Below are 20,646 nucleotides of genomic sequence, written 5' to 3'. Positions count from 1 at the left end.
CGTCGCCTCGTTTAGTGTCAGAGTCCAGCCATTGTCTCGTACCAGGTCTTGCGGGTGAAATTGTGACGCGTTTCAACAAAACGGATGGTTCCACTCTTGGAACGCATGACCAAGGAGTGCGTAATCGCGCCACCGGGTTGGCGGCGCACACCGCGTAGCATGGACCCATCGGTAACACCTGTCGCCGCAAACATGACTTCCCCGCCAGCAAGATCATCAAGGTTGTACTTGCGATCCATGTCGGTAATGCCCCAGCGTTTTGCGCGCGCGCGCTCGTCGTCATTGCGGAACGTCAGGCGTCCCTGAAACTGTCCGCCGATACAACGCAGGGCCGCTGCGGCCAGAACCCCCTCCGGAGCACCTCCGCTGCCCATATAGGCATCCACACCGCTTTCGGCCTGGCTGGTGGCTATTACGCCGGAGACATCGCCATCTCCGATCAGCATGATTCGCGCCCCCGCTTCGCGGACTTTCGCAATCAGTTCGCTGTGGCGAGGCCGGTCAAGAATGCAAACCACAAGGTCGTCCACATCCATCTGCTTGGCCTTGGCCAGTTCCTTCAGGTTCTCGGCCGGCGTGGCATCCAGGTCCACCAGGTCCTCCGGCAGGCCTCCGCCAACGGCAATCTTGTCCATATAGACGTCCGGCGCATTCAGAAAGCCGCCCTCTTCCGCCATGGCAACAACCGTCAGGGCGTTGGGCCCTCCCTTGGCCGTTATTGTCGTGCCCTCGAGCGGATCCAAGGCAATATCGACTCGTGGCCCGCCTGCCCCCACCTTTTCACCAATATAGAGCATGGGAGCTTCGTCGCGTTCGCCCTCACCAATCACCACCGTTCCATCGATGGTCATGGAATTCAGACCGGCCCGCATGGCGTTCACCGCTTGCATGTCGGCTGCTTTTTCATCTCCACGCCCCATCAGCTTCGATGCGGCCAGAGCGGCCAACTCCGTGACCCGAACGACCTCGAGGGCGAGATTTCGGTCCATTACGCTCTTGCTATCCGTCTCAGACATTTTCCATTCCCCCGGGGCTCAACTATTCTCTGATGTCATCAGCTGTTTTCGATGCGGATGAAACGCGGTTCCTGAAGGCAGCTGTCCAACTCTTCAATGCGGCGCAAGGTACGCAGAACCTGTGCCTCCCCTGTCTCGTGCGTAACGATAACAAGGGGGACGGCCTCTCCGGGAGCACGCCCGCGCTGAAGGAGCGCCTCGACAGATATTTCCTCGTCACGCAGGGCCGTTGCAACATCCGCAATGACCCCCGGTTTATCGACCACCAGAAGGCGCAGGAAATAGGCGCCGAAATGCGCCTCACTCTCCAATGGTTCTGCCCGCTCCAGCCTGTCGGCCGCAACCGCGAAGGGCGGCAGTTTCAGCCCGCGTGCAATGTCCATCAGATCTGCCACAACGGCAGACGCGGTCGGGCTTTCGCCAGCTCCAGCTCCCTCGATCATGATTGGGCCGGAAAAATCGCCCTCTGCCAACACGGCATTGTAGACCCCGTCAACGCGTGACAGGGGATTGTCCAAGGGAACCATGCAGGGATGAACCCGCTGCTCGATCTGACCATTCTTGCGGCGCGCCATTCCCAGAAGCTTTATGCGATAACCAAGTTCTTCGGCATAGGCAATGTCCATGGAGGAAATGTTGCGGATACCCTCCATCAGGATCGAATCGAAATCCACCTCAGTGCCGAAAGCCAATGCCGTCAGCAAGGCCAGTTTGTGGGCCGCGTCAACACCGTCAATGTCAAAGCTAGGATCAGCCTCGGCATAGCCCAATTTCTGAGCCTCCGCGAGCACTTCCCCGAATTCGCGCCCCGTGTCGCGCATGGTGCTGAGAATGTAGTTGCAGGTTCCATTCAGGATACCGTGGATCCGCACGAACTGATTTGCGGCCAAGCCTTCCCGCAGGACCTTGATCGCGGGTATACCCCCGGCAACTGCTGCTTCATAAGAAAGCACCACGCCCTTGCTTTCAGCCAGCCGAGCCAACTCGGTTCCATGATGCGCCATCATGGCCTTGTTCGCCGTCACGACCGATTTTCCCTGGTCCAGTGCCGTTTTCACAAGATCGAGAGCCACGCCATCAGAACCGCCAATGAGTTCGACGATGATATCCAGTTCCGCATCGGCCGCCATGGCCAGCGAATCCTCGTACCAGCGCACGCCTTCAAGGTTCAGACCGCGCTCCTTACGCCGGTCACGTGCGGATACAGCCGAAACGACCAAGGGGCGGCCCGTGCGTTCCGCAAGAAGCGATCCGTTCTCTTCGATAAGCCGGACCACGCCGCTGCCGACAGTCCCCAAACCTGCAATACCGAGTTTCAGTGATGTTGTCACAATACCAACTTTCGCGCTCTAAATTCATAAATCGTCTGATACTGACGCAATGTACCAAGGGTGACTCCCGACCGTCGGCAGGGATCACATACAAGACACCGTTTACGCCAGAAGGAGATGGTCCGCCCTTTTCTCAATACAGAAGGAAAATCTCCACCCTTCTGTTGCCGGCTTCACCGGTCGGCATGAATTCCGCATAAACGCGCCCGCTCACACCCAGCGCCTCCATCCGTATACGCCCCTGTTCCAGGCCTGCCTGCCGCAAGGCATCAACCACAGCTTCAGCTCGCTGTCGGGACATGGCCTGGTTAACGCGTTCAAAACGCTCCTGATCCATGGTCGGAGTATGTGCCGAGGCATGGCCAACCACCTGGACACTTGCGCCCCGACGTTCTGCAACACGCGCAATCTCGGAAATGATTCCCCTGTCGCGACTGTCCAAGGCATTCGAACCATGCCGGAAGTAGATCACGCCGGCCAGTTCCCTATTCCCGGCAGAATAGGAAGGGTTGTAAGTCCCGCTGTCAGAGACAACATCCTGGTTGATCGTGATCTGGGCCAACTGCAGACCGGTGAACAAAGCCCCTTCATTTTCTGTCGCAATAGCCAGGTAGCTCTGCGCCGTTTCATCCAGCAGTGATGTACGGTCGTCACCATCAGTACGTTCACCGCTGGGGGCATCCAGTTCCTCGGCCGGCTCTTGCTGCTGTTGGGTGGTGCGACTGTGGTCGTCCTGCAGGCTGCGCCGCAGACGTTCACGCTCCTCCGCGGGTGTTGGCGAGGGACGTTGCATGGGAACTGTCGACAGGTTTGGCGTACTGCCGCCTTCAAGTTCCTGTTCATCGACTTGAACCCTTTCCGGCATGGGCTCTTCCCCGAAGAACTCGTTGTAAGTGGGTTCAAGACTGTTGCAGGCTACAAGAAGTGGCAGGCTTGCAAACAAGGGCAGCTTTTTGAAGAAAGTCCCGGCCAGGATAGTCGGCATCCTGACTGAAAGGCCCTGCGTCAGGGAATCTGCATTGTCTCGACGCATGTCAGCTCCTGTTCTTTGCGGGCGCCTGCAAAACCTTAGGAATTTGTTACCCTGATGAACAGGTAAGAGCAAGGTGAGTCGCAAAAATCATTCCTGGCCTTGGCGCCTACTCGTACACATTTATGGCTCAGGTAATCCGGTAACGATCAAGGAGGCCACAGCATGACCGAACAGACGGAGGATCAGGTCAAGCTACCCGATCCGATAGAGATGAACAAAAACATGGCAGAGATTGCCGAGCGCAGCAGCAAACTGGTGAACGATTTCCTGCAGCGTCAGGCTGAACAGACACCAAACTCTCAGATCGATCCGCTAAACATTGGCCAAGCCTTCTTCGACATGACAGCACGCATGATGTCGGATCCTGGCAAGCTTGCCGAAGCGCAGATGGAACTCTGGCAGCAGTATATGCAGCTTTGGCATGTCACGGCCCAGAGAATGATGGGTCAGGAAAGCGAGCCGATTGTGACCCCCGAGCGGGGAGACAGGCGTTTCAAGGATGAAGCATGGGAGGACAACCAGCTCTTCGATTTCATCAAGCAGTCCTATCTGCTCACCGCGCGCTGGATCCAGGATCAGGTCCGTGAGGTCGAGGGACTCGATGACAAGACAGTCCAGAAAGTCGATTTCTACACAAAGCAGTTTGTCGACGCCCTGGCTCCAAGCAACTTCCTGATGACAAATCCCCAGGTGCTGCGCGCCACACTGGAAAGCGGCGGCGAGAATCTTGTGAACGGACTGCAGAACCTGCTGGACGACCTGGAACGCGGCAAAGGCCAGCTGAAGATCAGCATGACCGACCACGATGCCTTCGAAGTGGGCGACAACATAGCCATCACGCCAGGGAAAGTCGTCTACCAGAACGAATTGATGCAGCTGATCCAATACGAGCCGACGACCGAGACTGTCCACAAGGTGCCGCTCCTGATCATCCCACCCTGGATCAACAAGTACTATATCCTAGACCTGCGCGAGAAGAATTCCTTCGTGAAGTGGGCCACGGAACAAGGTCTGACCGTATTCGTTATCTCATGGGTCAATCCTGACGAGAAGCTGGCGCAGAAGAGCTTCGAGGACTACATGAGCCAAGGCTTCTTCGAAGCGTATGATGCAGTTACCCAGGCAACTGGCGAACAGGATGTGAATGTCATCGGCTATTGCTTGGGAGGAACCATGCTCGCGTCCGCCCTTGCCTATCTTTATGCAAAGAAGCCTCAGGATCCCGGACCCGACCCAGCGCATATCAAGTCGGCTACTTTCTTCACGGCCATGACCGACTTTTCGGAAGCCGGTGAATTGGGTGTATTCATAGACGAAACCCAAATCAGTGCGCTGGAAGAGAAGATGGAAAAGCAGGGCTACCTGGAAGGCTCTGCCATGGCGACCACCTTCAACATGTTGCGCGCCAATGACCTGATATGGTCGTTCGTCGTGAACAACTACCTGCTTGGCAAGGATCCCTTCCCCTTCGACCTCTTGTACTGGAACAGCGACTCAACGCGCATGCCGGCAGCCATGCATTCCTTCTACCTGCGACGCATGTACCAGGAGAATAAGCTGATCGAGCCGGGGGGCATTACATTGAAGGGGGTACCCATCGACCTGCGCAAGATCGAGACACCCAGTTTCATGCTGTCTGCGAAAGAGGACCACATTGCCCCTTGGAAAGGCACCTATGCCCTGACCCAGTATGCCAAGGGATCGGTCAAATTCGTTCTGGCCGCTTCAGGACACATTGCTGGTGTCATAAATCCGCCGTCTTCCGGAAAGTACTGTTACTGGACCAACAGCCGCAATCCCAAGGACCCGGACACCTGGCTGAAGAATGCCGAGGAGCATCCGGGGTCCTGGTGGCCGGAATGGTACAGGTGGATAGCACGCAAGAGTGGCCCGAAGAAAACGCCTGCGCGGAAACCAGGCGACGGAAAGCTGAAGCCCATTGAGGAGGCACCAGGATCCTATGTTCGCGTCAAGGCACATTAACTGCTGGCCATACTGGCGTCCCCTGGGCACCAGTATGGCTTTTACTCTGGCCACTTTCCTGCCTTTCGTGGCCTTTGCAAATGACCCGATCGCTTTCGATGAAATGGTCCAAACGGGCGGATGGCTCTGCGAAGAAGCCCCGGCCGAGGAATGCATAGATCATGGCTGGAATTATGCGGACCGGAACGGTGATGATCAGCTGGACAGGATAGAACTGAAGGACCTGCGTTCTGACATGAATGCCTGGGCGGAATGGAAGGCGGATGGCTTGTCGGGGAAAGACAGGACAAAGTTGTCCATCGCGCGCTCCATTGCCAATTCCCTGGATCTGGATGACCTGATCCAGAGTTATGACGAGGATGACAGTGGCACGATCACGCGCAACGAACTTCTGGCTGACATACAGGTGGACCAGCGCCCATTGCCCGACATTCTGAAAGACAAGCAGGCAACGGACTGGCAAGCCATAGGAGAAAGGCTCGGACCCTTTGGCTCCCTTGTGGGCAGTCTGGGCGCACCGTGATGCCTGAACTTGCTTAGATAATGAACTGATCGCTCAGTGCTGTGGTCAGATCATCCGCAAAGGAATTGCCCTTGCGTATGATCGGGACTGTCGGCGGCAGGTACTTCAGACTTTCGTGATCTCGATCATACGAAGTGATCAAGGCCATTCCGGTGTTGCGAGTCTGCGGCATTGCCTTCAGGCCAGCGGCCAGGTCCACACCTGTAAGATCCGCCAGAACGGCCGAAAGGATCACGAGGTCGGGCTGGGTTCTGACGATCATCTCCAGGGCCTGGAAAGGTGTCGATACGGCTGTGACGCGATAACCGCATTCAGCAATTTCGCGCTCGATCATGCGCCGCACAACCCCGCGATCCATGACGAGCAGAACCTCGATCTCGCAAACGGCAATGTTTTCGGCATCAAAGCCACGCCGCGGTGGCAGGCGGCGAACAAGATGCGCCGCACTTTCCCCTCCAATGCCCTGGTTTTCCAAAAGTTCCGTGAGGACGTCCAGATAGATCTCGATATCGTTGAGATGCCGTTCGTAGGGCTCGTCCACGGCTTCCAGGTAATCTTCCAGACGATGCGCAGCAATGCTCAGCAGCGAAAGGTTCAGGCTACCCGCTCTGCCCTTCAGGTCGAGTGATAGACGGTGAGCACGTTCAAGAACGGATCGCAGAGATCCCTCACCGCCATTCACCTTGCCAATTTCGCGGACGATGGCCGTGATTTCGTCCAGCCCGTCCGCCAGAAACTCACTCTTGTGAGCAGCCAATCCATCGGCTGCGATCGTTCTTGCCGTACGTTCCTTGACCTCTGTCATACCTGACACCCGGTTGGATCTTCCTATTCGACCGATTATAGGGCGTCAGGTCTTTGCAATCGGTTAACGAGTGCATGAAATCAGGTGCGATAACTCGCGGCAAGTTTGGCGTACTGATCGGCCGAATAGCCGAAATACTCCAGTTCCTCCTTACGCAATTGGCGCTGGAGTTTGGCAGGTGTCCCAGCCCACAACTCGTTGGCCGGAACGCGCTTGCCTGGCGTCACGACGGCACCGGCGGCAACCATGGCGTGGCTTTCCACCACGGCATCATCCATGACAACTGAACGCATGCCAATGAAGCAGTCACTCTCCAGCTTGCAGGCATGGATCAGGGCCATGTGGCCAATGGTGATATTGTCCCCGATATGCGTTGGCATGCCGCCGCCGGTTTGCCGGTAATCGCCATCCGGATCATGGTTGCAGTGAACGATCGTGCCGTCCTGCACGTTCGTATTGCGCCCCACACGAATGGCATTGACGTCACCCCGCAGGACGCAGCCATACCAAATGGACGAACCAGGACCGATTTCGACATCTCCAATGATAACCGCGGTCTCTGCAACGAAAGCATCGGGGTCTATACGGGGACTCATGCCCCTATAAGGGATGATGGTTGCCATTGATCACTCCATCCTTTTCACAAGCAATAAAATCAGGTCAGGGGAACAGTGGCTGCTGCTCCAGGCCCATGCTCTCCGGCAAACCAAACATCAGGTTCATGTTCTGGATCGCCTGCCCGCTGGAACCCTTCACCAGATTGTCGATCGTGGCAATGACAATGGCACGTCCCGGAATGCGGTCGGCAAATACACCGATCAAGCAGAAGTTCGATCCCCGCACATGGCGCGTTGCTGGCACGGCGCCTTCCGGAAGGACACGAACGAAGGGTTCGTCACGATACTGTTCGTCCAGCGCGGCCCGTAGGTCGGAAACCTTTATCCCCTCTTCCAGCTTCACATAACAGGTGACCAGTTCCCCCCGGTTCATCGGAACCAGATGTGGCGTGAAGTTCACGTTCACGGCAGTTCCGAATGCCGCCCCCACCTCCTGTTCGATTTCGGGAGAATGGCGATGCCTGGAGACGCTGTAGGGATGCAATCCCTCCGCCACTTCACAAAACAGGGTGGCTTCCTTGACCGCGCGACCGGCCCCGGTCGCTCCGGACTTGGCATCGACGATCAGGTCTTCGGAACGTATTGCACGCCTTTGCGCCAAAGGCACAAGGGCCAGCAGCACGGCCGTCGGGTAGCAACCGGGGCACGCGACCAGCCGGGCACGATGGATGTCTTCCCGGTTCAACTCACTCAAGCCATAGACGGCAGAATCCTGGAGATGCGGTGCACGGTGTTCGTGTCCATACCATTCGGCATAGGTCTCGGGATTTCTCAGACGGAAATCGGCGGACAGGTCGACGACCTTCACCTTATCAGGAAGCGTGGCAATGATGTCCTGTGTCGTGCCATGCGGCAAGCCGCAGAAGACCACGTCCAGGTTGCTCCAGTCGGCATCCTCCCACTTGACCAGGTCTGGTAGGTCCAGGCCTCCAAGGTGGGGGTAGACTTCGGCCATGGGCTTCCCGGCGTGGGAATTGGCGGTCATCAGGTCAATGGAGACGCCCGTATGCGTAGACAGCAGGCGAACCAGATCGGCACCTGTGTACCCACTGGCGCCCAGGATGCCGGCACGAACAATATCCCTCATGATATTATGGTCCTGCTCTTATCTGTGAATGAAAAAGAGCGGCCACTTGGGGCCGCCCTTTCGTGTTCCGCTTGTTTCCGGCAACAGCCGGAACGGGACGGCCTCAGCGCTTGGAGAACTGGAAGCTGCGGCGTGCCTTGGCACGGCCGTACTTTTTGCGCTCGACCTCACGACTGTCACGGGTCAGGAAGCCACCCTGCTTCAGTATGCCACGCAGCCCGGGTTCGTAGTAGGTCAGGGCCCGGGAAATACCGTGGCGCACAGCACCTGCTTGACCGGAAAGGCCACCACCAACAACTGTGCAGACCACATCGAACTGCCCCAAGCGATCCGTCACCTGGAAAGGCTGATTCAGGAGCATGCGCAGGACCGGACGTGCGAAATAAGTTTCCACGGGGCGCTTGTTGACCGTGATCTTGCCGGTGCCCGGCTTGATCCATACACGGGCAATCGCATTCTTGCGTCGGCCAGTAGCATAGGAACGGCCCTGAGCATCAATCTTCGGCTCGGCCTGAACCTCTTCCACGGCTGCAGGAGCGCCTTCGCTCAATTGATCCAGTGAGGTCAAGGTCTGGGTTTCTTCAGCCATGGGATCAGACCCTCTTGTTCTTGGAATTCATCGCCGCAATGTCGAGCACTTCTGGCTGCTGGGCCTCGTGGGGATGCTCGGTTCCGGCATAGACACGCAGCTTGCGAAGCTGCTCGCGACCGAGCGGTCCACTTGGAACCATGCGCTCAACCGCCTTGTAGATCACGCGCTCCGGAAAGCGCCCTTCCAGGGTCTCTCCCATGGTGCGATCCTTAATCCCGCCCGGATGGCCGGTATGCCAATAGAAGCGGCGGTCGCTGTATTTCCTGCCGGTAAGTTTTACCTTCTCGGCATTGATGACGATAACATGGTCGCCGGTGTCGACGTGTGGTGTGTAGATCGCCTTGTGCTTGCCGCGAAGAATATTGGCCACACGGCTTGCAAGCCGCCCCAGGACAATGTCTTCAGCGTCGATCACAAACCACTTCTTTTCGACCTCGGCCGGTTTGGCAGAGTAGGTCTTCATGGCAGCCTTCGTTGATGGACTGGATGGATAATCATGCAACAGGCCGCGCCTGTCTTGCGAATGCGGCTTCTAAGTGCACTTCCGGGCTTTGTCAATTCCAAAAACGCCACAAAAACATGAAGGTTACAATAGTGGTATTATAATACCTCAAAACTTGACCCACCAACCTCTGCTGGGTTGCGGCAGTGGCCGGTGGGTCAAGCAAAAGTGTCCAGGAGCTATTCGGCTGCCTGGTTGCGTGCCGCATTCAGCATATCAACCAGTTGACGCCCGAGAGGCTCGGCAGACGGCGGGTTCTGACCCGTCAGGAGATTGCCATCCTTCACCACAATCGGCTTGAAATCGTCTGCGCCCCTGAAATTGGCCCCCTGTTCACGCAACCGGCTTTCCAGAAGGAAGGGCACAACCTCGTCCAGTTCAACGGCACGTTCTTCTGAGTCAGTGAAGCAGTTTACTTCACGCCCCTTTACCAAGGCCGCACCATCCGAAAGCCTAGCTGCCAACAGGCCGGCCGCACCATGGCATATAGAGGCGATCACACGCCCCTGCTCGAAACCTTCTGCCAGAAGGTGCCCCAAGGTCTTGTTATCGGGTAGATCCCACATCGTTCCATGACCACCGGGCAGGTAGATGGCCGCATAATCGTATGCCTTCACACTCCCGATGGCCTTGGTGTCATCAATCTTCTTCATGGCTTCCTGGTCATCCAGAAAGCGTTCGACAGAGGCGGCATTCTGCCCCCTCTCCTTCTGGCTACCTGGATCAATCGGAGCCTTGCCAGCCTGAATCGATGCGATCTCGACCTGGTAACCCGCATCCTGCAGCAGGTAGTAGGGCGTCGAGAGTTCCTCGAAATGAAAGCCGGTGGGCTTGCCTGTACCCCCCAGCTTGTCATTCGATGTGACGACAAAAAGTACCTTCGTGCTTTCACTCATCTTGCGCTCCATTCTCGTTCCATGGATCTGACCGTCAGGGCCGATCTTGACTGCTGTTTTCTTCATGAACAGAGATGGGTCTTAACAGCGAAGGGACCAACAGCTGCAGACAGGAAGGCATAAAAGCATCACAAGCAGATGCCGGACGAGCTTGAGCGCAGGACAGCCAAAATTGGCGGCATTCACCGCTGGGGCGGAATCGAGTAGGTGGCCGTGCAGTGCGCGACGATCTCATCCTGACCAAGCGCCTCACTGGTCAGGATCACTTCGCCATAAGCAAGGCGTTTGCCGCACTTCAACAGCCGGCAGTCGGCAAGGATATCCCCGACCTCGGGTTTACGCAGAAAATTGATGTTGAGGTTCGTCGTCACGGCCAATTCCACTCGCCCGATCGCGCCAAGCACAGCAATATACATGGCATAATCGGCCAGAGTCATCATGGAAGGCCCACTGATCGTTCCTCCAGGCCTCAGAAGATCCTCGGATCCGGGAAGGCGCAAACGCGCATGGCCTTCCCCCACTTCCTCGACTTTCAGGCCCAGTTGGGTAACCCAGCTTAAACCAGCAGAGATCTCGTCGACCTCTTCCAGAGTAATCTTGCTCTGACTCATGGATGCTCCTGACCTGTGTGGATTGAAAACAAGCATTACAGCTTGCACCGACTCCTCAAAACAAAGCAGATTTGAGAAGGATCTTCAAAAGCCACTTAGAGCATGATCTTTTTGGGAGGGGTTCCTGGGTAAGCGGCTTTATTTTCGCCATCTGGCCATCATGAGCGCATTGGTGTTGGCATCCTGCGCCGGACCACAACGTGAGCCAGCGCGCGACATGCCACCTGTAAGCACCGAACGCTTCAACGGTGTGACCATTGCGGAACTTGCACAGAACGATCAGGTTTGCAGGGCAGCCTTTTCCCTCAGCCACCTTGAGGGAAAGCTGTTGGATCACAGCCCGCTTGAAGGTGGTTGCGGCATTTCCAATGGCGTCCAAGTCGAACGCACTTCAGTCAGCCTGAATCGGAAATTCCAGTCCAGCTGCAAGCTGGCAGCCACATTCTCTGTTTTCGAGGAAAAGGTCCTTCAACCGGCTGCCGAGCGGCATTTCGGGCAAACGGTGGCAGGGATCAGCCATTGGGGAACCTATGCCTGCCGCAACCGCAACAATCGTCAAGCGGGCTCACGCAGCGAACATGCCCAGGCCAATGCCATAGACATAGCAGGCTTCAAGCTACAGGACGGTCAATCGATTACTGTCCGGGATGACTGGAATGCAGGCGGCAGCAAGGAGGCCTTCCTTCGCGAAGTCCACCAGGGTGCATGTCAATTGTTCCAGGGCGTCATCGGTCCTGACGGGGACCGCCATCATCACGATCACTTCCACTTTGACATGGGCCGCTGGAGATTCTGTCGATAGGAGGTCGACCAGGTTTTATGGTCTCGTCACTCCCTCAGCCAATCGGCGATAGCCTGAATCTGCGCTGCCTGCATGAGAGACGGCGCATGGCCACACTGCGGAATGGTCATCGAGGTCACACTTGGTCCTCTTGTTTGCATCTTGGTGAGCGTGTCCGGTGTCAACAGGGTGGATTCAGCCCCTCGCAGGACAAATGTTGGACAGGCAATACGCTCCCATAGATCCCAGAGATCGATGTCCTGCGCGACCGATTGCGCGAAAGGCTCAGCGATGGCGGGATCGTAGTGCAGATAGAACTGTCCGTCTGAACCTTGCCGGGTCGAGACTTCTGCAAGATGTCGCCACTGTTCATCACTCAGGGTTCCAAAGCCAGCATGCACCCGGCGCAAATGCTGTTCGACAGACACCAGGTCCGGCCATGGACCGACATGTCCCAGATACTCTGCGATGCCCCCCAGTGCTTGTGAGGAGATGAATGGACCGATGTCGTTGAGGACCAGGCGGCGGATGGGCGTACCTGGCTGCGCGGCAAGCAGCATGCCCAGCAAGCCCCCCATGGAAGTGCCAATCCAGTCGACTTCTGAATGGTCCAGGCGCGCCAGAAGGGCCACCATATCTGAAAGGTATTGCGCCATATCGTAGTTGGAGGGGTCGGATAGCCAATCACTTCTGCCCCGACCAACCACATCCGGACAGACAGTGGACCAGCCCTCCTTAAGGAAGGCATCGGCGAGCAAGTCGAAATCCCGCCCCGTTCGTGTCAACCCATGGGCGCAAACAACCATGCGCCCGTTGGTCGTGGACTGCCTTTGATAATAGGCCATGCGATGAAAACCCTGGGAGGATAGGCCTTGTACCCAGCGCGTGATACATTTACTTTCATTTACCATTCAGTATTTTACCGCGCCTTCCTAAGAAGTGACTTCACGTCTGAAGCTAGAGCAATTCGCCCGTCCTTCATGTAGGCTTCATGGTTCTTGTCCAGTTCCTCCGGGCGGTATCCATAGTTGACCATAATACCCAAGGATTGCTTCAAACCGCGGGCAGAGCTGTCCCCCAACCAATTGATCCGCTCCAACCGGGCACCATTCCGCAGGTGGAAGCGCGCCACAGGATCAATCGGCTGTCCATCCTCTCTCTTTTCCTGGAAATAGCAGGCAGCCAGAGTCAGCAATGGCTCCTTAAAACGTTCCGAGTCTTCTGACTCCAATAAGACTTCAGGCTTGCGGACCAGTTCTTGCAATGCCGTAGCCGCGGTTTTTCTGTTGCCGCTTTCGCGCAGTGCCTTGCGGTGATCGGCAGACAGGAATGACTCAAGTCGCTCATCCGTCAGGGCATTGACCCAGCGCAAAAAGCCCGGAACCGGAGACAGGGTAGCATAACGACGCACTTGGGGGATTTCGGTTTTGAGTCTCTGGACAACCAATTTGATCAGGTATTCACCGAAAGCAATACCCTGTAACCCTTTCTGTGTATTGGAGATTGAATAGAAGATTGCCGTATCTGCCTTGGCCGTATCGAAGGCTGGCGCCGACTCATCAAGTAAATGCTGGATGCTGCCGGCAAAGCCATCTCCCAGAGCAACCTCTACAAATGCCAAGGGCTCTTCCGGCATTCTCGGATGGAAAAGGGCATAGCATCGCCTATCCGAATCCAGTCGGTTGCGCAGGTCATCCCATGAACGAATCTCGTGCACCGCTTCGTAGGCAATCAACTTTTCAAGCAGGGCTGCACTGGATTTCCAGGTAATGCGTTCCAGGTCCAGAAAACCCGGATCGAACCAGGATGACAACAGGTCTTTCAAATGCGCACTCAACGCCTCTGTCGCTGGATCCTGCTCGTTCAGGTTCAGCAAGTCCGCTCTGAGATCAACCAGAAACTTGACGCCGTTTGGAAGGCTGCTGAAGAGTTTGAGAATTCTTATGCTATCGGGTGTAAGAGCACTTATCAGTTCGCGCTCGGCTGCATAGTGATTCTTGCTGCCTTCAGGGTTGGCTTGAAGTTTTTCTAGCGCTCCCTGAACCGCATCCTGATTGGGGCCAAAATCCTGGGCCAATGTTTTCAGAAAGGTTCCACGACCATCCGCACCCTGATGAAGATACAGACGCCCCAACTCAGCGGCTTGGGCACGCGCCGAAACCTCACCGCCCCGCGCCTCGAGACATGCCATGAAGTGCTTCTTGAGTAGGTTGAGATCGGACTTTCCACCCTTCGCAAGATCAAGGCTCACCCCCTTGGTTCCGGAAAAGGCGATCTCTTTCCAGTTGCGCGACAGACGCTCCCAGGCCCGCTCGAAAAACGACGTGCTGTTTCCGGGTCTGGCCATAAGCTCAACTCCCTATTGCATGTCAGACATTGCCCCAACAGACTGATATGTAATCCGTCAAAACAGGCTGCTAAAGCCCTGTCTTGACTGTATAGCAAACAACTTCGTCCTGTGCGCCAGCCATGGGACCTGACGGGGAGGAATATCCATGAAATGGTCACGCAGCGTTTCGGTTGTGGGCTGCCATGCAGAGGGCGAAGTCGGCCGTGTCATTACCGGCGGAGTACTGCCCCCGCCAGGCAACACACTCTTTGAGCAGAAAACCTACCTCGAAGAGCAGGGTGACGAACTCAGACGCTTTTTAATCCAGGAGCCGCGCGGTGGCGTATTCGTTCACTGCAACTTGCTGGTTCCTCCACGCAGTCCCGGAACGCAGGCTGGATTCATCATCATGGAGCCAACGGACTATCCCCCCATGTCGGGGTCGAATTCCATCTGCGTTGCAACGGTCTTGCTGGAAACAGGCATGGTGGCGATGAAGGAACCCGTGACACACCTGAAGCTTGACACGCCCGGTGGCATTATCGCGGTCGAGGCGGAATGCACGGATGGGAAATGCAAAAGCGTACAAACCACCAACATTCCCAGCTTTGTGGTCAAGCTCGATGCCAGTTGTGAAGTACCGGGCTTGGGATCGATCAAGCTCGATATTGCCTATGGTGGTGCCTTCTTTGCTATTGTAGATGCTGCCAGCCTGGGTCTGGAACTCACCCGCGAGAATGCCAGGAAACTGGTCGAGGTTGGCGAGGCCATAAAAGCGGCAGCAATCGCTCAACACCCGGTAATTCACCCGGACAATCCCTCAATACGAAACATCAGTTTCGTTCAGTTCACGGACCCCCTAACTCGCAATGCCGATGGAACCTGCGAAGGCCGAAATACGGTGGTCATTTCACCGGGTAAGCTGGACCGCTCGCCCTGCGGCACTGGAACGTCTGCGTGGCTGGCCGCACTTTCGGCGCGCGGGGAAATTCGCGCGGGCGAGAGTTTCATATCGCGTTCCATCCTGGATACAAGGTTCCTCTGCCGTATTGAGGCCATCAGCAAGCTTGAAGATGGGACGGTTTGCGTTGTGCCGAGCCTGAAAGGACGTGCCTGGATAACGGGCCTGCATCACTATGGTCTCGACCCGGATGATCCCTTTCCTGAAGGCTATGCGTTAACAGACACCTGGTATCGAACACCCTGATCCCAAATCCTGGACCCTCTTCATGATTCGATTGCTTCGCTGGCTGCTGTATCTCATTTGCGGATTGGCGACGGCCGTCGTGCTGGTGGTAACTCTGAGCGCTGCCTGGATGTACGCCTCACTCCCGAACACAAAGGGGGATGTGGAAACAGCTGGACTTTCCGCCCCGGTGGATATCCTGCGCGATTCGAATGGGTTGGTCACAATCCAGGCTCAAAACCTGGAAGATGGCGCCTACGGTCTGGGTTATGTCCATGCTCAGGAACGCCTCACCCAGATGGAACTGATGAGGCGGATCGGCAGAGGTCAACTGTCCGAGGTCATTGGCAAGGCCGGAGTGGCAAGTGATCGCCTGATGCGCACACTCGGTTTCGGCCGTCAGTCCGACAGGGCAATCACGTACCTGGAGCAGGATACCCTTTCACTGCTGCAGGCTTATGCCGATGGCGTAAACGCCTTTCTCCAGCAGGGCTCGTCCCCTCTTCCACTGGAAATGGCATTGCTGGGTATCGAACCAGAGCCCTGGGAACCATCGGATTCGGTTCTCTGGGGAAAGATGATGGCAATCCAGCTTTCCGGGAACTGGCGCCAGGAATTGCGCAATGCGCGGCTTGATTCAGTGCTTACGCCCGACCAGATGCGCACACTCTTCCCGGACCTGCCATCCGACAGTCCCTCGACACTTGATACCGTAAATCGCACGCAGAAAAACCCTCTCGCCCTGCTTCTCGAAGCGCTTCCGGAAGAAATCCAGGCCTATAGAGGCGCCAGCAATGTATGGGCCCTTTCCGGTGAACGGACAGACACAGGCTATCCTTTCCTGGCAAATGATCCGCATCTCAGTTTGCAGGCGCCTGGAACCTGGTTTCTGGCCCGGATTGAAACTCAAGATGAAACCTTGGCCGGAGCTACGGCGCCGGGCGTTCCGCTGGTCGTGATTGGGCACAATGGGCAGGCCGCCTGGGGCATTACCACGACACACAGCGACACCCAGGACCTGATTCTGGAAACACTGGATACAGAAGATCAGGACAGCTACCAAACCCCGAATGGTTCGCGCTCGTTCGATATGCGGCAGGAAACCCTTCCCGTGCGCTTCGGCGAGGATATTGAACTGCAAATACGTGAGGGCCGCTTTGGCCCGGTGGTTTCCGATGTCTCCACCGGAACGACAATCCCCGGCGTTGATCAGGAAACCGTGGCGACCCTGGCCTGGCCCGTATTGCGCGCGAAAGATACGACCGCCGATTCGCTCGTGCGTCTCAACCGTGCGACATCCTGGTCTGATTTCGAAGCGGCCATGCGCCGCTTCGTGGGCCCACAGCAGAACATCTTCTATGCCGACCGTTCGGGAACTATCGGCTTCTACACACCCGGACTCGTACCCATCCGGAATGATTATGACGGCAGCCGCCCCGTACATGGGAAAGATCGTGAGGAGATCTGGACAGACTTTATCCCCTTCGAAGAACTCCCCCACGCGCGCGATCCGCGTTCCGGACAACTGCTCAACGCAAACAACCGGATTGCCGGACCCGATTATTCCCATCATCTGGGCACGGAGTGGCCCGAACCCTATCGAGCCATGCGAATTTCCGACGAGCTCTCTCGCCAATCTCAACACGGCCTTCAGGGGATGGCCGAACTCCAGAACGACAGTCACTCACTGATGGCCCTGGAGCTCATCCCGCTGATGCTGGACTTCGAGAGCGACAACGTGCTCCAGGAAAGCGCCAAGGAGCTGCTGTCCTCTTGGAACGGCAAGATGTCCAGGGATGCCTCGGCCCCCCTGGTGTTCCAGGCTTGGCTGAAGACTTTGCAGGAGCGCTTGTTCGAGGATTCTCTATCTCCGCATTTCCAGGAAATGCGCGGCTGGAATCCACGTGCGGTCAAGACCGTCCTCAAGGAGGAGCGCGATTGGTGTCGTTCTCTGGAGACTTCCTGCAAGACAATCCTGCAAGAAAGTCTGGCAACTGCATTGGCGCTTCTGAAAATCGACAAACCTGGCGATTTCAAGGAAAAAACCTGGGGAAATTACCACCGCACGCAGATGGATCATCCACTCTATGGACGTCTGCCCCTCCTGGGCCGATTATTCAGTATCAATCTGGCCACGGATGGGGGTGATTTCACCGTCAACCGGGGAACACCCAGTACGCGTGAGAACAGCTTGTTCCGACACGTCCATGGGCCGGGTTTAAGAACCGTCCTTGTTCTGGAAGACTTGGACAATTCCCTCTTCATGATCGCCACAGGCCAGAGCGGAAATCCCTTGTCCGTTCTGTTCAGCAACTTTGCCGAGCCTTGGCGTGACGGGCAGTATGTCAAACTTGCCGCACCAGAGTTAGATCAAGCCGACGTGTTGCGGCTTACTCCCCAACCGACTGAATGAACGCTCCCAAAGGAAGAACATGACATGGCCCTCACCCTCCAGGAGATAGAAAAGGCTGCCGAGGGCATTTCCGGGGAAATCGTCCGCACTCCGGTGGTGCCGGCTGCGCGCTTGAGTGAAACACTCGGTTGCGACCTGCATCTGAAATTGGAGAACCTGCAGTACACGGGCTCTTTCAAGGATCGAGGCGCCTGCTGGAAACTATTGAATCTCGCCCCCGAACAAAGCCGCTACGGCGTCATTGCCATGTCGGCCGGAAATCATGCCCAGGGTGTTGCCTACCATGCCAAGAGACTTGGGATACCAGCGACCATCGTGATGCCCGAATTCGCTCCCTTTTCGAAGGTCGAACGCACGCGCTCCTATGGCGCCAAGGTTGTTCAGACAGGAGAAACCATCGACGCTTCAGCCCAGGCGGCCCGCGATATTGCAGAAGCCGAGAACCTGGCGCTTGTCCATCCCTACGACGACCCCTTTATTATCGCCGGCCAGGGCACCATTGGCCTGGAGCTGATGACTGACTTGAGGGATGCCGACTGTGTAGTGGTTCCTATTGGCGGCGGTGGCCTCATTTCCGGAATTGCCTCGGCGATCAAGGCGATAAACCCCACTGTCGAGATTGTCGGAGTCGAAACCGAGCTATTCCCCTCCATGTATCAGGCGCTGCATGACATGCCGCCTTCTTCAGGCGGAACAACCCTGGCAGATGGTATAGCGGTCAAGTCCCCCGGCAAACTGACACGCAGCATTATCAAGGAATTGGTCTCCGATATCCTTCTGGTGGATGAAGCCTCCCTGGAAACCGCAGTCCATTACCTTGTCGAACGCCAGAAAATTGTTGCTGAAGGCGCGGGCGCGGCTGGAGTTGCCGCTCTTTTTGCCCATCCCGAGCGCTTCAGGGGACGCAGAGTCACTTCGATAATCTGTGGGGGCAATATCGATGTCCGCCTGCTTTCCGGCGTTCTGGCAAGAGGGCTCATCCGTGATGGGCGCGTCGTGCGACTGCGCATTGAAATCATTGACCAGCCCCGTCAACTGGCCCGCTTGTCCGAGGTCATAGGGGGTGCCGGGGGCAATATCATTGAGGTCTACCATCAACGGCTTTTCGCCGATGTGCCCGCCAAGCGCGCAGATGTCGATGTGGTCGTGGAAACCCGCAACATCGAACATGTGCAGGAAATCATTTCCGCGTTGCATAAGGCCGGCTTCGAGAGTCGCGCTCTTTCGACACGCTCAGTCGACGGAGGCTTCTAGTGTCACGGATCGTGTCCTTTATTGGACCTTTGGTGAAACCTCATTGAAACCCCATATGTAAGGAATCAATTCAATCTTAGTTGGCCAAGGAGAAAGCTCATGAGCCTGGACAAGAACAAGGACAAGAAGCCTAAGGAACCAGCGAACGAGAACGAGGACCCGAAGGAAGAAGAGGAAGAACTGGACGAAGCCCTCGACGAAAGCTTCCCAGCCAGTGACCCGATCTCTCCCACACGTCCCGACAAAAGCTGAAAGCCAACTGCTTCACAGCAGCTGTGCATTGGCTTTCAGATCATGTTTCAGGAGGATGTTCGTGATGACAAAGCCAAGCTTGAAAGTATGTGCGGCTGCTTTCCTGGCCATTACAATGGCTGCCACGACCGCCGCAGCCCAAGGCAATAGTCAGGGCAAGGGGCCGCCAGCAGGCAAAGGGCCCGGTGTCAAACATGAACGTCCAACGCATGATGGCCGCGGTACAGGGGACAGGCTTCTCGATGCGGCCTTCGCAGCAGTCGAGATCGCCTTGATCCAGGAGTATTTCGGCACCCGGAACTACCAGACCTCGTCACTTCCTCCAGGCATTGCCAAGAACCTGGCGCGTGGCAAGCCACTTCCACCTGGAATAGCGAAACAGGCGCTGCCTACCGATCTGCAAGGCCGCCTTCCAGGACGCCACGGCTATAACCGTCTCATCGTTGGCAACGATGTGCTTCTGGTGGAAGCCGCAACGGGAGTCATTGTCGATATTCTGAGAAATGCTCTGTAACCTGCTGCTCACAAAGGTGAGTCGGACCGGGGAAGCAGTCTGGCGCCCTGCGCAAGCAGCCTTTCGCAGACAAGTCGCATCTCCTCATCGCTTTGACTGAGAGAGGCGCAGAGATTTGCCGCGAGTGGAATGGATGGGCTTGTATCAAGAAGCAGGTCAAGGGCTGCCCTGCCATCATTCAGGATATCCTGCACTACAACCGGACTGAATGCGCCGACAGACTCGAAAAGCGGAAAGCCCAGAATATTGTACTGAGCCGACAAGAACTTGGGGCCGAGGATCTGTGGCGGCACTCCTCCATCGACACGATCCATGATCAACAGACAGGCATGGATGTAGAAATCAAGAAACGGGTTGTCGCTCTGGAAGAGACAAACAGCATTATGTACGTTTCTGTAGGCTTTCAGGCCACCTGATGTATTCTTCTGTATCCAGACCTCACGTCCGAATGCATACCCGGGACTTCCTTGGGGGATTTCCAATCGCAACGCTTGCGGTTCAAACACCAGGGTGTCGGCATCCAGCCAGATGACCTGATCAACCCCCTCTTCCAGAATCTCCCGCGCCACAAGCAGGCGCCCCAGGTCAGCAACAATCTGGTTTCGGCCCTCTGACTTCTCGGCCACCAGGCGCGGCACGCGCTCAAGCAGCTCATCGCCAAGGAACCGGTATTCATGCCCCTGGCGGCTGGCCCAGGACTGAACGGTCTCAAGACACAGTTCAATCCAATCCGGTCGCCCCTCATCTCGAAAAGATTGAAAGACCACCGTCTTCATCTGCATCCATCCGTTTTCCAGACAATCAGGCCAGCCGGAATGGACCTTTAGAAATTGGTGACCCCGGCAGGATTTGAACCTGCGACCTAGTGCTTAGAAGGCACTTGCTCTATCCAGCTGAGCTACGGGGTCTTCAATAGCCACT

The 20,646-nt window shown here is 56.5% G+C and carries 21 protein-coding genes and 1 tRNA gene; 8 read left to right on the top strand and 14 right to left on the bottom strand.

Going from position 1 to position 20,646, the window contains the following annotated elements; all coding sequences use genetic code 11:
- Positions 1-17: 17 nt before the first annotated feature.
- The 3 genes from glpX to G502_RS0101755 form a co-directional block, all read right to left on the bottom strand.
- Entirely contained in the window at positions 18-989 is a 972-nt protein-coding gene (gene glpX / locus G502_RS0101765) for a class II fructose-bisphosphatase (RefSeq protein ID WP_022726942.1), read from the bottom strand.
- A 65-nt stretch (positions 990-1,054) separates the two neighbouring features.
- Positions 1,055-2,347: a homoserine dehydrogenase gene (locus tag G502_RS0101760; RefSeq protein WP_022726941.1), complete on the bottom strand. Its 1,293-nt coding sequence runs from the start codon at positions 2,345-2,347 to the stop codon at positions 1,055-1,057.
- Positions 2,348-2,480: 133 nt separating this feature from the next.
- A complete protein-coding gene (locus tag G502_RS0101755; protein WP_022726940.1) occupies positions 2,481-3,380 on the bottom strand; it encodes an OmpA family protein in 900 nt (299 codons plus the stop codon).
- A gap of 162 nt (positions 3,381-3,542) precedes the next feature.
- On the opposite strand from G502_RS0101755, the gene G502_RS0101750 reads away from it, so the two are divergent.
- Positions 3,543-5,363, top strand: coding sequence for a PHA/PHB synthase family protein (locus G502_RS0101750; protein WP_022726939.1), 1,821 nt, complete (start codon positions 3,543-3,545; stop codon positions 5,361-5,363).
- A gap of 34 nt (positions 5,364-5,397) precedes the next feature.
- Complete coding sequence (locus tag G502_RS0101745; RefSeq protein ID WP_022726938.1) at positions 5,398-5,886, top strand: hypothetical protein; 489 nt, start codon at positions 5,398-5,400, stop codon at positions 5,884-5,886.
- A 13-nt stretch (positions 5,887-5,899) separates the two neighbouring features.
- Here the strand turns inward: G502_RS0101745 and G502_RS0101740 are convergent, their stop codons facing one another.
- The 7 genes from G502_RS0101740 to G502_RS0101710 form a co-directional block, all read right to left on the bottom strand.
- Positions 5,900-6,691 (bottom strand): Hpt domain-containing protein, encoded by a 792-nt coding sequence (locus G502_RS0101740; RefSeq protein ID WP_022726937.1) that lies wholly within the window; start codon positions 6,689-6,691, stop codon positions 5,900-5,902.
- Positions 6,692-6,771: 80 nt separating this feature from the next.
- The gene (locus tag G502_RS0101735) at positions 6,772-7,287 is read right to left on the bottom strand and encodes a gamma carbonic anhydrase family protein (protein ID WP_245560693.1); all 516 of its coding nucleotides are present in this window, start codon (positions 7,285-7,287) and stop codon (positions 6,772-6,774) included.
- 64 nt (positions 7,288-7,351) lie between these two features.
- Positions 7,352-8,395 carry an N-acetyl-gamma-glutamyl-phosphate reductase gene (gene argC / locus G502_RS0101730; protein ID WP_022726935.1) on the bottom strand — a complete coding sequence of 348 codons (1,044 nt, stop codon included), beginning with the start codon at positions 8,393-8,395 and terminating at the stop codon, positions 7,352-7,354.
- Between the two features lie 103 nt (positions 8,396-8,498).
- Positions 8,499-8,984, bottom strand: a complete 486-nt coding sequence (gene rpsI, locus G502_RS0101725; protein ID WP_022726934.1) for a 30S ribosomal protein S9 — start codon at positions 8,982-8,984, stop codon at positions 8,499-8,501.
- 4 nt (positions 8,985-8,988) lie between these two features.
- On the bottom strand, positions 8,989-9,450 hold the full coding sequence (gene rplM / locus G502_RS0101720; RefSeq protein ID WP_022726933.1) for a 50S ribosomal protein L13: 462 nt from the start codon (positions 9,448-9,450) through the stop codon (positions 8,989-8,991).
- Between the two features lie 218 nt (positions 9,451-9,668).
- Positions 9,669-10,385, bottom strand: coding sequence for a type 1 glutamine amidotransferase domain-containing protein (locus G502_RS0101715; protein ID WP_026988951.1), 717 nt, complete (start codon positions 10,383-10,385; stop codon positions 9,669-9,671).
- Between the two features lie 182 nt (positions 10,386-10,567).
- Positions 10,568-10,996 carry a PaaI family thioesterase gene (locus G502_RS0101710; protein WP_022726931.1) on the bottom strand — a complete coding sequence of 143 codons (429 nt, stop codon included), beginning with the start codon at positions 10,994-10,996 and terminating at the stop codon, positions 10,568-10,570.
- A 217-nt stretch (positions 10,997-11,213) separates the two neighbouring features.
- Between G502_RS0101710 and G502_RS18190 the strand changes: the two genes are divergently transcribed.
- The gene (locus G502_RS18190; protein WP_022726930.1) at positions 11,214-11,798 is read left to right on the top strand and encodes an extensin-like domain-containing protein; all 585 of its coding nucleotides are present in this window, start codon (positions 11,214-11,216) and stop codon (positions 11,796-11,798) included.
- A 26-nt stretch (positions 11,799-11,824) separates the two neighbouring features.
- Here G502_RS18190 and G502_RS0101700 read toward each other — a convergent pair whose 3' ends face one another.
- Entirely contained in the window at positions 11,825-12,622 is a 798-nt protein-coding gene (locus tag G502_RS0101700) for an alpha/beta fold hydrolase (protein WP_040487472.1), read from the bottom strand.
- A gap of 74 nt (positions 12,623-12,696) precedes the next feature.
- Positions 12,697-14,124, bottom strand: coding sequence for a malonyl-CoA decarboxylase (locus G502_RS0101695; RefSeq protein WP_022726928.1), 1,428 nt, complete (start codon positions 14,122-14,124; stop codon positions 12,697-12,699).
- 148 nt (positions 14,125-14,272) lie between these two features.
- Between G502_RS0101695 and G502_RS0101690 the strand changes: the two genes are divergently transcribed.
- The 5 genes from G502_RS0101690 (at position 14,273) to G502_RS21235 (ending at position 19,725) form a co-directional block, all read left to right on the top strand.
- The gene (locus G502_RS0101690; protein ID WP_022726927.1) at positions 14,273-15,313 is read left to right on the top strand and encodes a proline racemase family protein; all 1,041 of its coding nucleotides are present in this window, start codon (positions 14,273-14,275) and stop codon (positions 15,311-15,313) included.
- A gap of 22 nt (positions 15,314-15,335) precedes the next feature.
- Positions 15,336-17,705, top strand: coding sequence for a penicillin acylase family protein (locus tag G502_RS18185; protein WP_081649635.1), 2,370 nt, complete (start codon positions 15,336-15,338; stop codon positions 17,703-17,705).
- A 24-nt stretch (positions 17,706-17,729) separates the two neighbouring features.
- Positions 17,730-18,959 (top strand): threonine ammonia-lyase, encoded by a 1,230-nt coding sequence (locus G502_RS0101680; protein WP_022726925.1) that lies wholly within the window; start codon positions 17,730-17,732, stop codon positions 18,957-18,959.
- A 99-nt stretch (positions 18,960-19,058) separates the two neighbouring features.
- A complete protein-coding gene (locus G502_RS22425; protein WP_022726924.1) occupies positions 19,059-19,211 on the top strand; it encodes a hypothetical protein in 153 nt (50 codons plus the stop codon).
- A 64-nt stretch (positions 19,212-19,275) separates the two neighbouring features.
- Positions 19,276-19,725, top strand: a complete 450-nt coding sequence (locus G502_RS21235; protein WP_155957770.1) for an anti-virulence regulator CigR family protein — start codon at positions 19,276-19,278, stop codon at positions 19,723-19,725.
- 8 nt (positions 19,726-19,733) lie between these two features.
- Here G502_RS21235 and G502_RS18175 read toward each other — a convergent pair whose 3' ends face one another.
- Complete coding sequence (locus G502_RS18175; protein ID WP_022726922.1) at positions 19,734-20,507, bottom strand: hypothetical protein; 774 nt, start codon at positions 20,505-20,507, stop codon at positions 19,734-19,736.
- Between the two features lie 49 nt (positions 20,508-20,556).
- A tRNA-Arg gene (locus tag G502_RS0101655) sits at positions 20,557-20,633 on the bottom strand.
- Between the last annotated feature and the right edge of the window lie 13 nt (positions 20,634-20,646).

Source organism: Fodinicurvata sediminis DSM 21159 (assembly GCF_000420625.1).
In the GTDB taxonomy this organism is placed as follows: domain Bacteria; phylum Pseudomonadota; class Alphaproteobacteria; order Kiloniellales; family DSM-21159; genus Fodinicurvata; species Fodinicurvata sediminis.
The sequence above is the reverse complement of the archived record's forward strand: the minus strand, read 5'-3'. Positions and strand labels throughout refer to the sequence as shown.

What these genes read in the sequence shown, in the direction of transcription:
- glpX (WP_022726942.1), bottom strand. Translation starts at nt 989, where the DNA reads ATGGACCGAAATCTCGCCCTCGAGGTCGTTCGGGTCACGGAGTTGGCC.
- G502_RS0101755 (WP_022726940.1), bottom strand. Translation starts at nt 3,380, where the DNA reads ATGCGTCGAGACAATGCAGATTCCCTGACGCAGGGCCTTTCAGTCAGG.
- G502_RS0101750 (WP_022726939.1), top strand. Translation starts at nt 3,543, where the DNA reads ATGACCGAACAGACGGAGGATCAGGTCAAGCTACCCGATCCGATAGAG.
- G502_RS0101745 (WP_022726938.1), top strand. Translation starts at nt 5,398, where the DNA reads ATGGCTTTTACTCTGGCCACTTTCCTGCCTTTCGTGGCCTTTGCAAAT.
- G502_RS0101740 (WP_022726937.1), bottom strand. Translation starts at nt 6,691, where the DNA reads ATGACAGAGGTCAAGGAACGTACGGCAAGAACGATCGCAGCCGATGGA.
- G502_RS0101735 (WP_245560693.1), bottom strand. Translation starts at nt 7,287, where the DNA reads ATGAGTCCCCGTATAGACCCCGATGCTTTCGTTGCAGAGACCGCGGTT.
- argC (WP_022726935.1), bottom strand. Translation starts at nt 8,395, where the DNA reads ATGAGGGATATTGTTCGTGCCGGCATCCTGGGCGCCAGTGGGTACACA.
- rpsI (WP_022726934.1), bottom strand. Translation starts at nt 8,984, where the DNA reads ATGGCTGAAGAAACCCAGACCTTGACCTCACTGGATCAATTGAGCGAA.
- rplM (WP_022726933.1), bottom strand. Translation starts at nt 9,450, where the DNA reads ATGAAGACCTACTCTGCCAAACCGGCCGAGGTCGAAAAGAAGTGGTTT.
- G502_RS0101715 (WP_026988951.1), bottom strand. Translation starts at nt 10,385, where the DNA reads ATGAGTGAAAGCACGAAGGTACTTTTTGTCGTCACATCGAATGACAAG.
- G502_RS0101710 (WP_022726931.1), bottom strand. Translation starts at nt 10,996, where the DNA reads ATGAGTCAGAGCAAGATTACTCTGGAAGAGGTCGACGAGATCTCTGCT.
- G502_RS18190 (WP_022726930.1), top strand. Translation starts at nt 11,214, where the DNA reads ATGCCACCTGTAAGCACCGAACGCTTCAACGGTGTGACCATTGCGGAA.
- G502_RS0101700 (WP_040487472.1), bottom strand. Translation starts at nt 12,622, where the DNA reads ATGGCCTATTATCAAAGGCAGTCCACGACCAACGGGCGCATGGTTGTT.
- G502_RS0101695 (WP_022726928.1), bottom strand. Translation starts at nt 14,124, where the DNA reads ATGGCCAGACCCGGAAACAGCACGTCGTTTTTCGAGCGGGCCTGGGAG.
- G502_RS0101690 (WP_022726927.1), top strand. Translation starts at nt 14,273, where the DNA reads ATGAAATGGTCACGCAGCGTTTCGGTTGTGGGCTGCCATGCAGAGGGC.
- G502_RS18185 (WP_081649635.1), top strand. Translation starts at nt 15,336, where the DNA reads ATGATTCGATTGCTTCGCTGGCTGCTGTATCTCATTTGCGGATTGGCG.
- G502_RS0101680 (WP_022726925.1), top strand. Translation starts at nt 17,730, where the DNA reads ATGGCCCTCACCCTCCAGGAGATAGAAAAGGCTGCCGAGGGCATTTCC.
- G502_RS22425 (WP_022726924.1), top strand. Translation starts at nt 19,059, where the DNA reads ATGAGCCTGGACAAGAACAAGGACAAGAAGCCTAAGGAACCAGCGAAC.
- G502_RS21235 (WP_155957770.1), top strand. Translation starts at nt 19,276, where the DNA reads ATGACAAAGCCAAGCTTGAAAGTATGTGCGGCTGCTTTCCTGGCCATT.
- G502_RS18175 (WP_022726922.1), bottom strand. Translation starts at nt 20,507, where the DNA reads ATGCAGATGAAGACGGTGGTCTTTCAATCTTTTCGAGATGAGGGGCGA.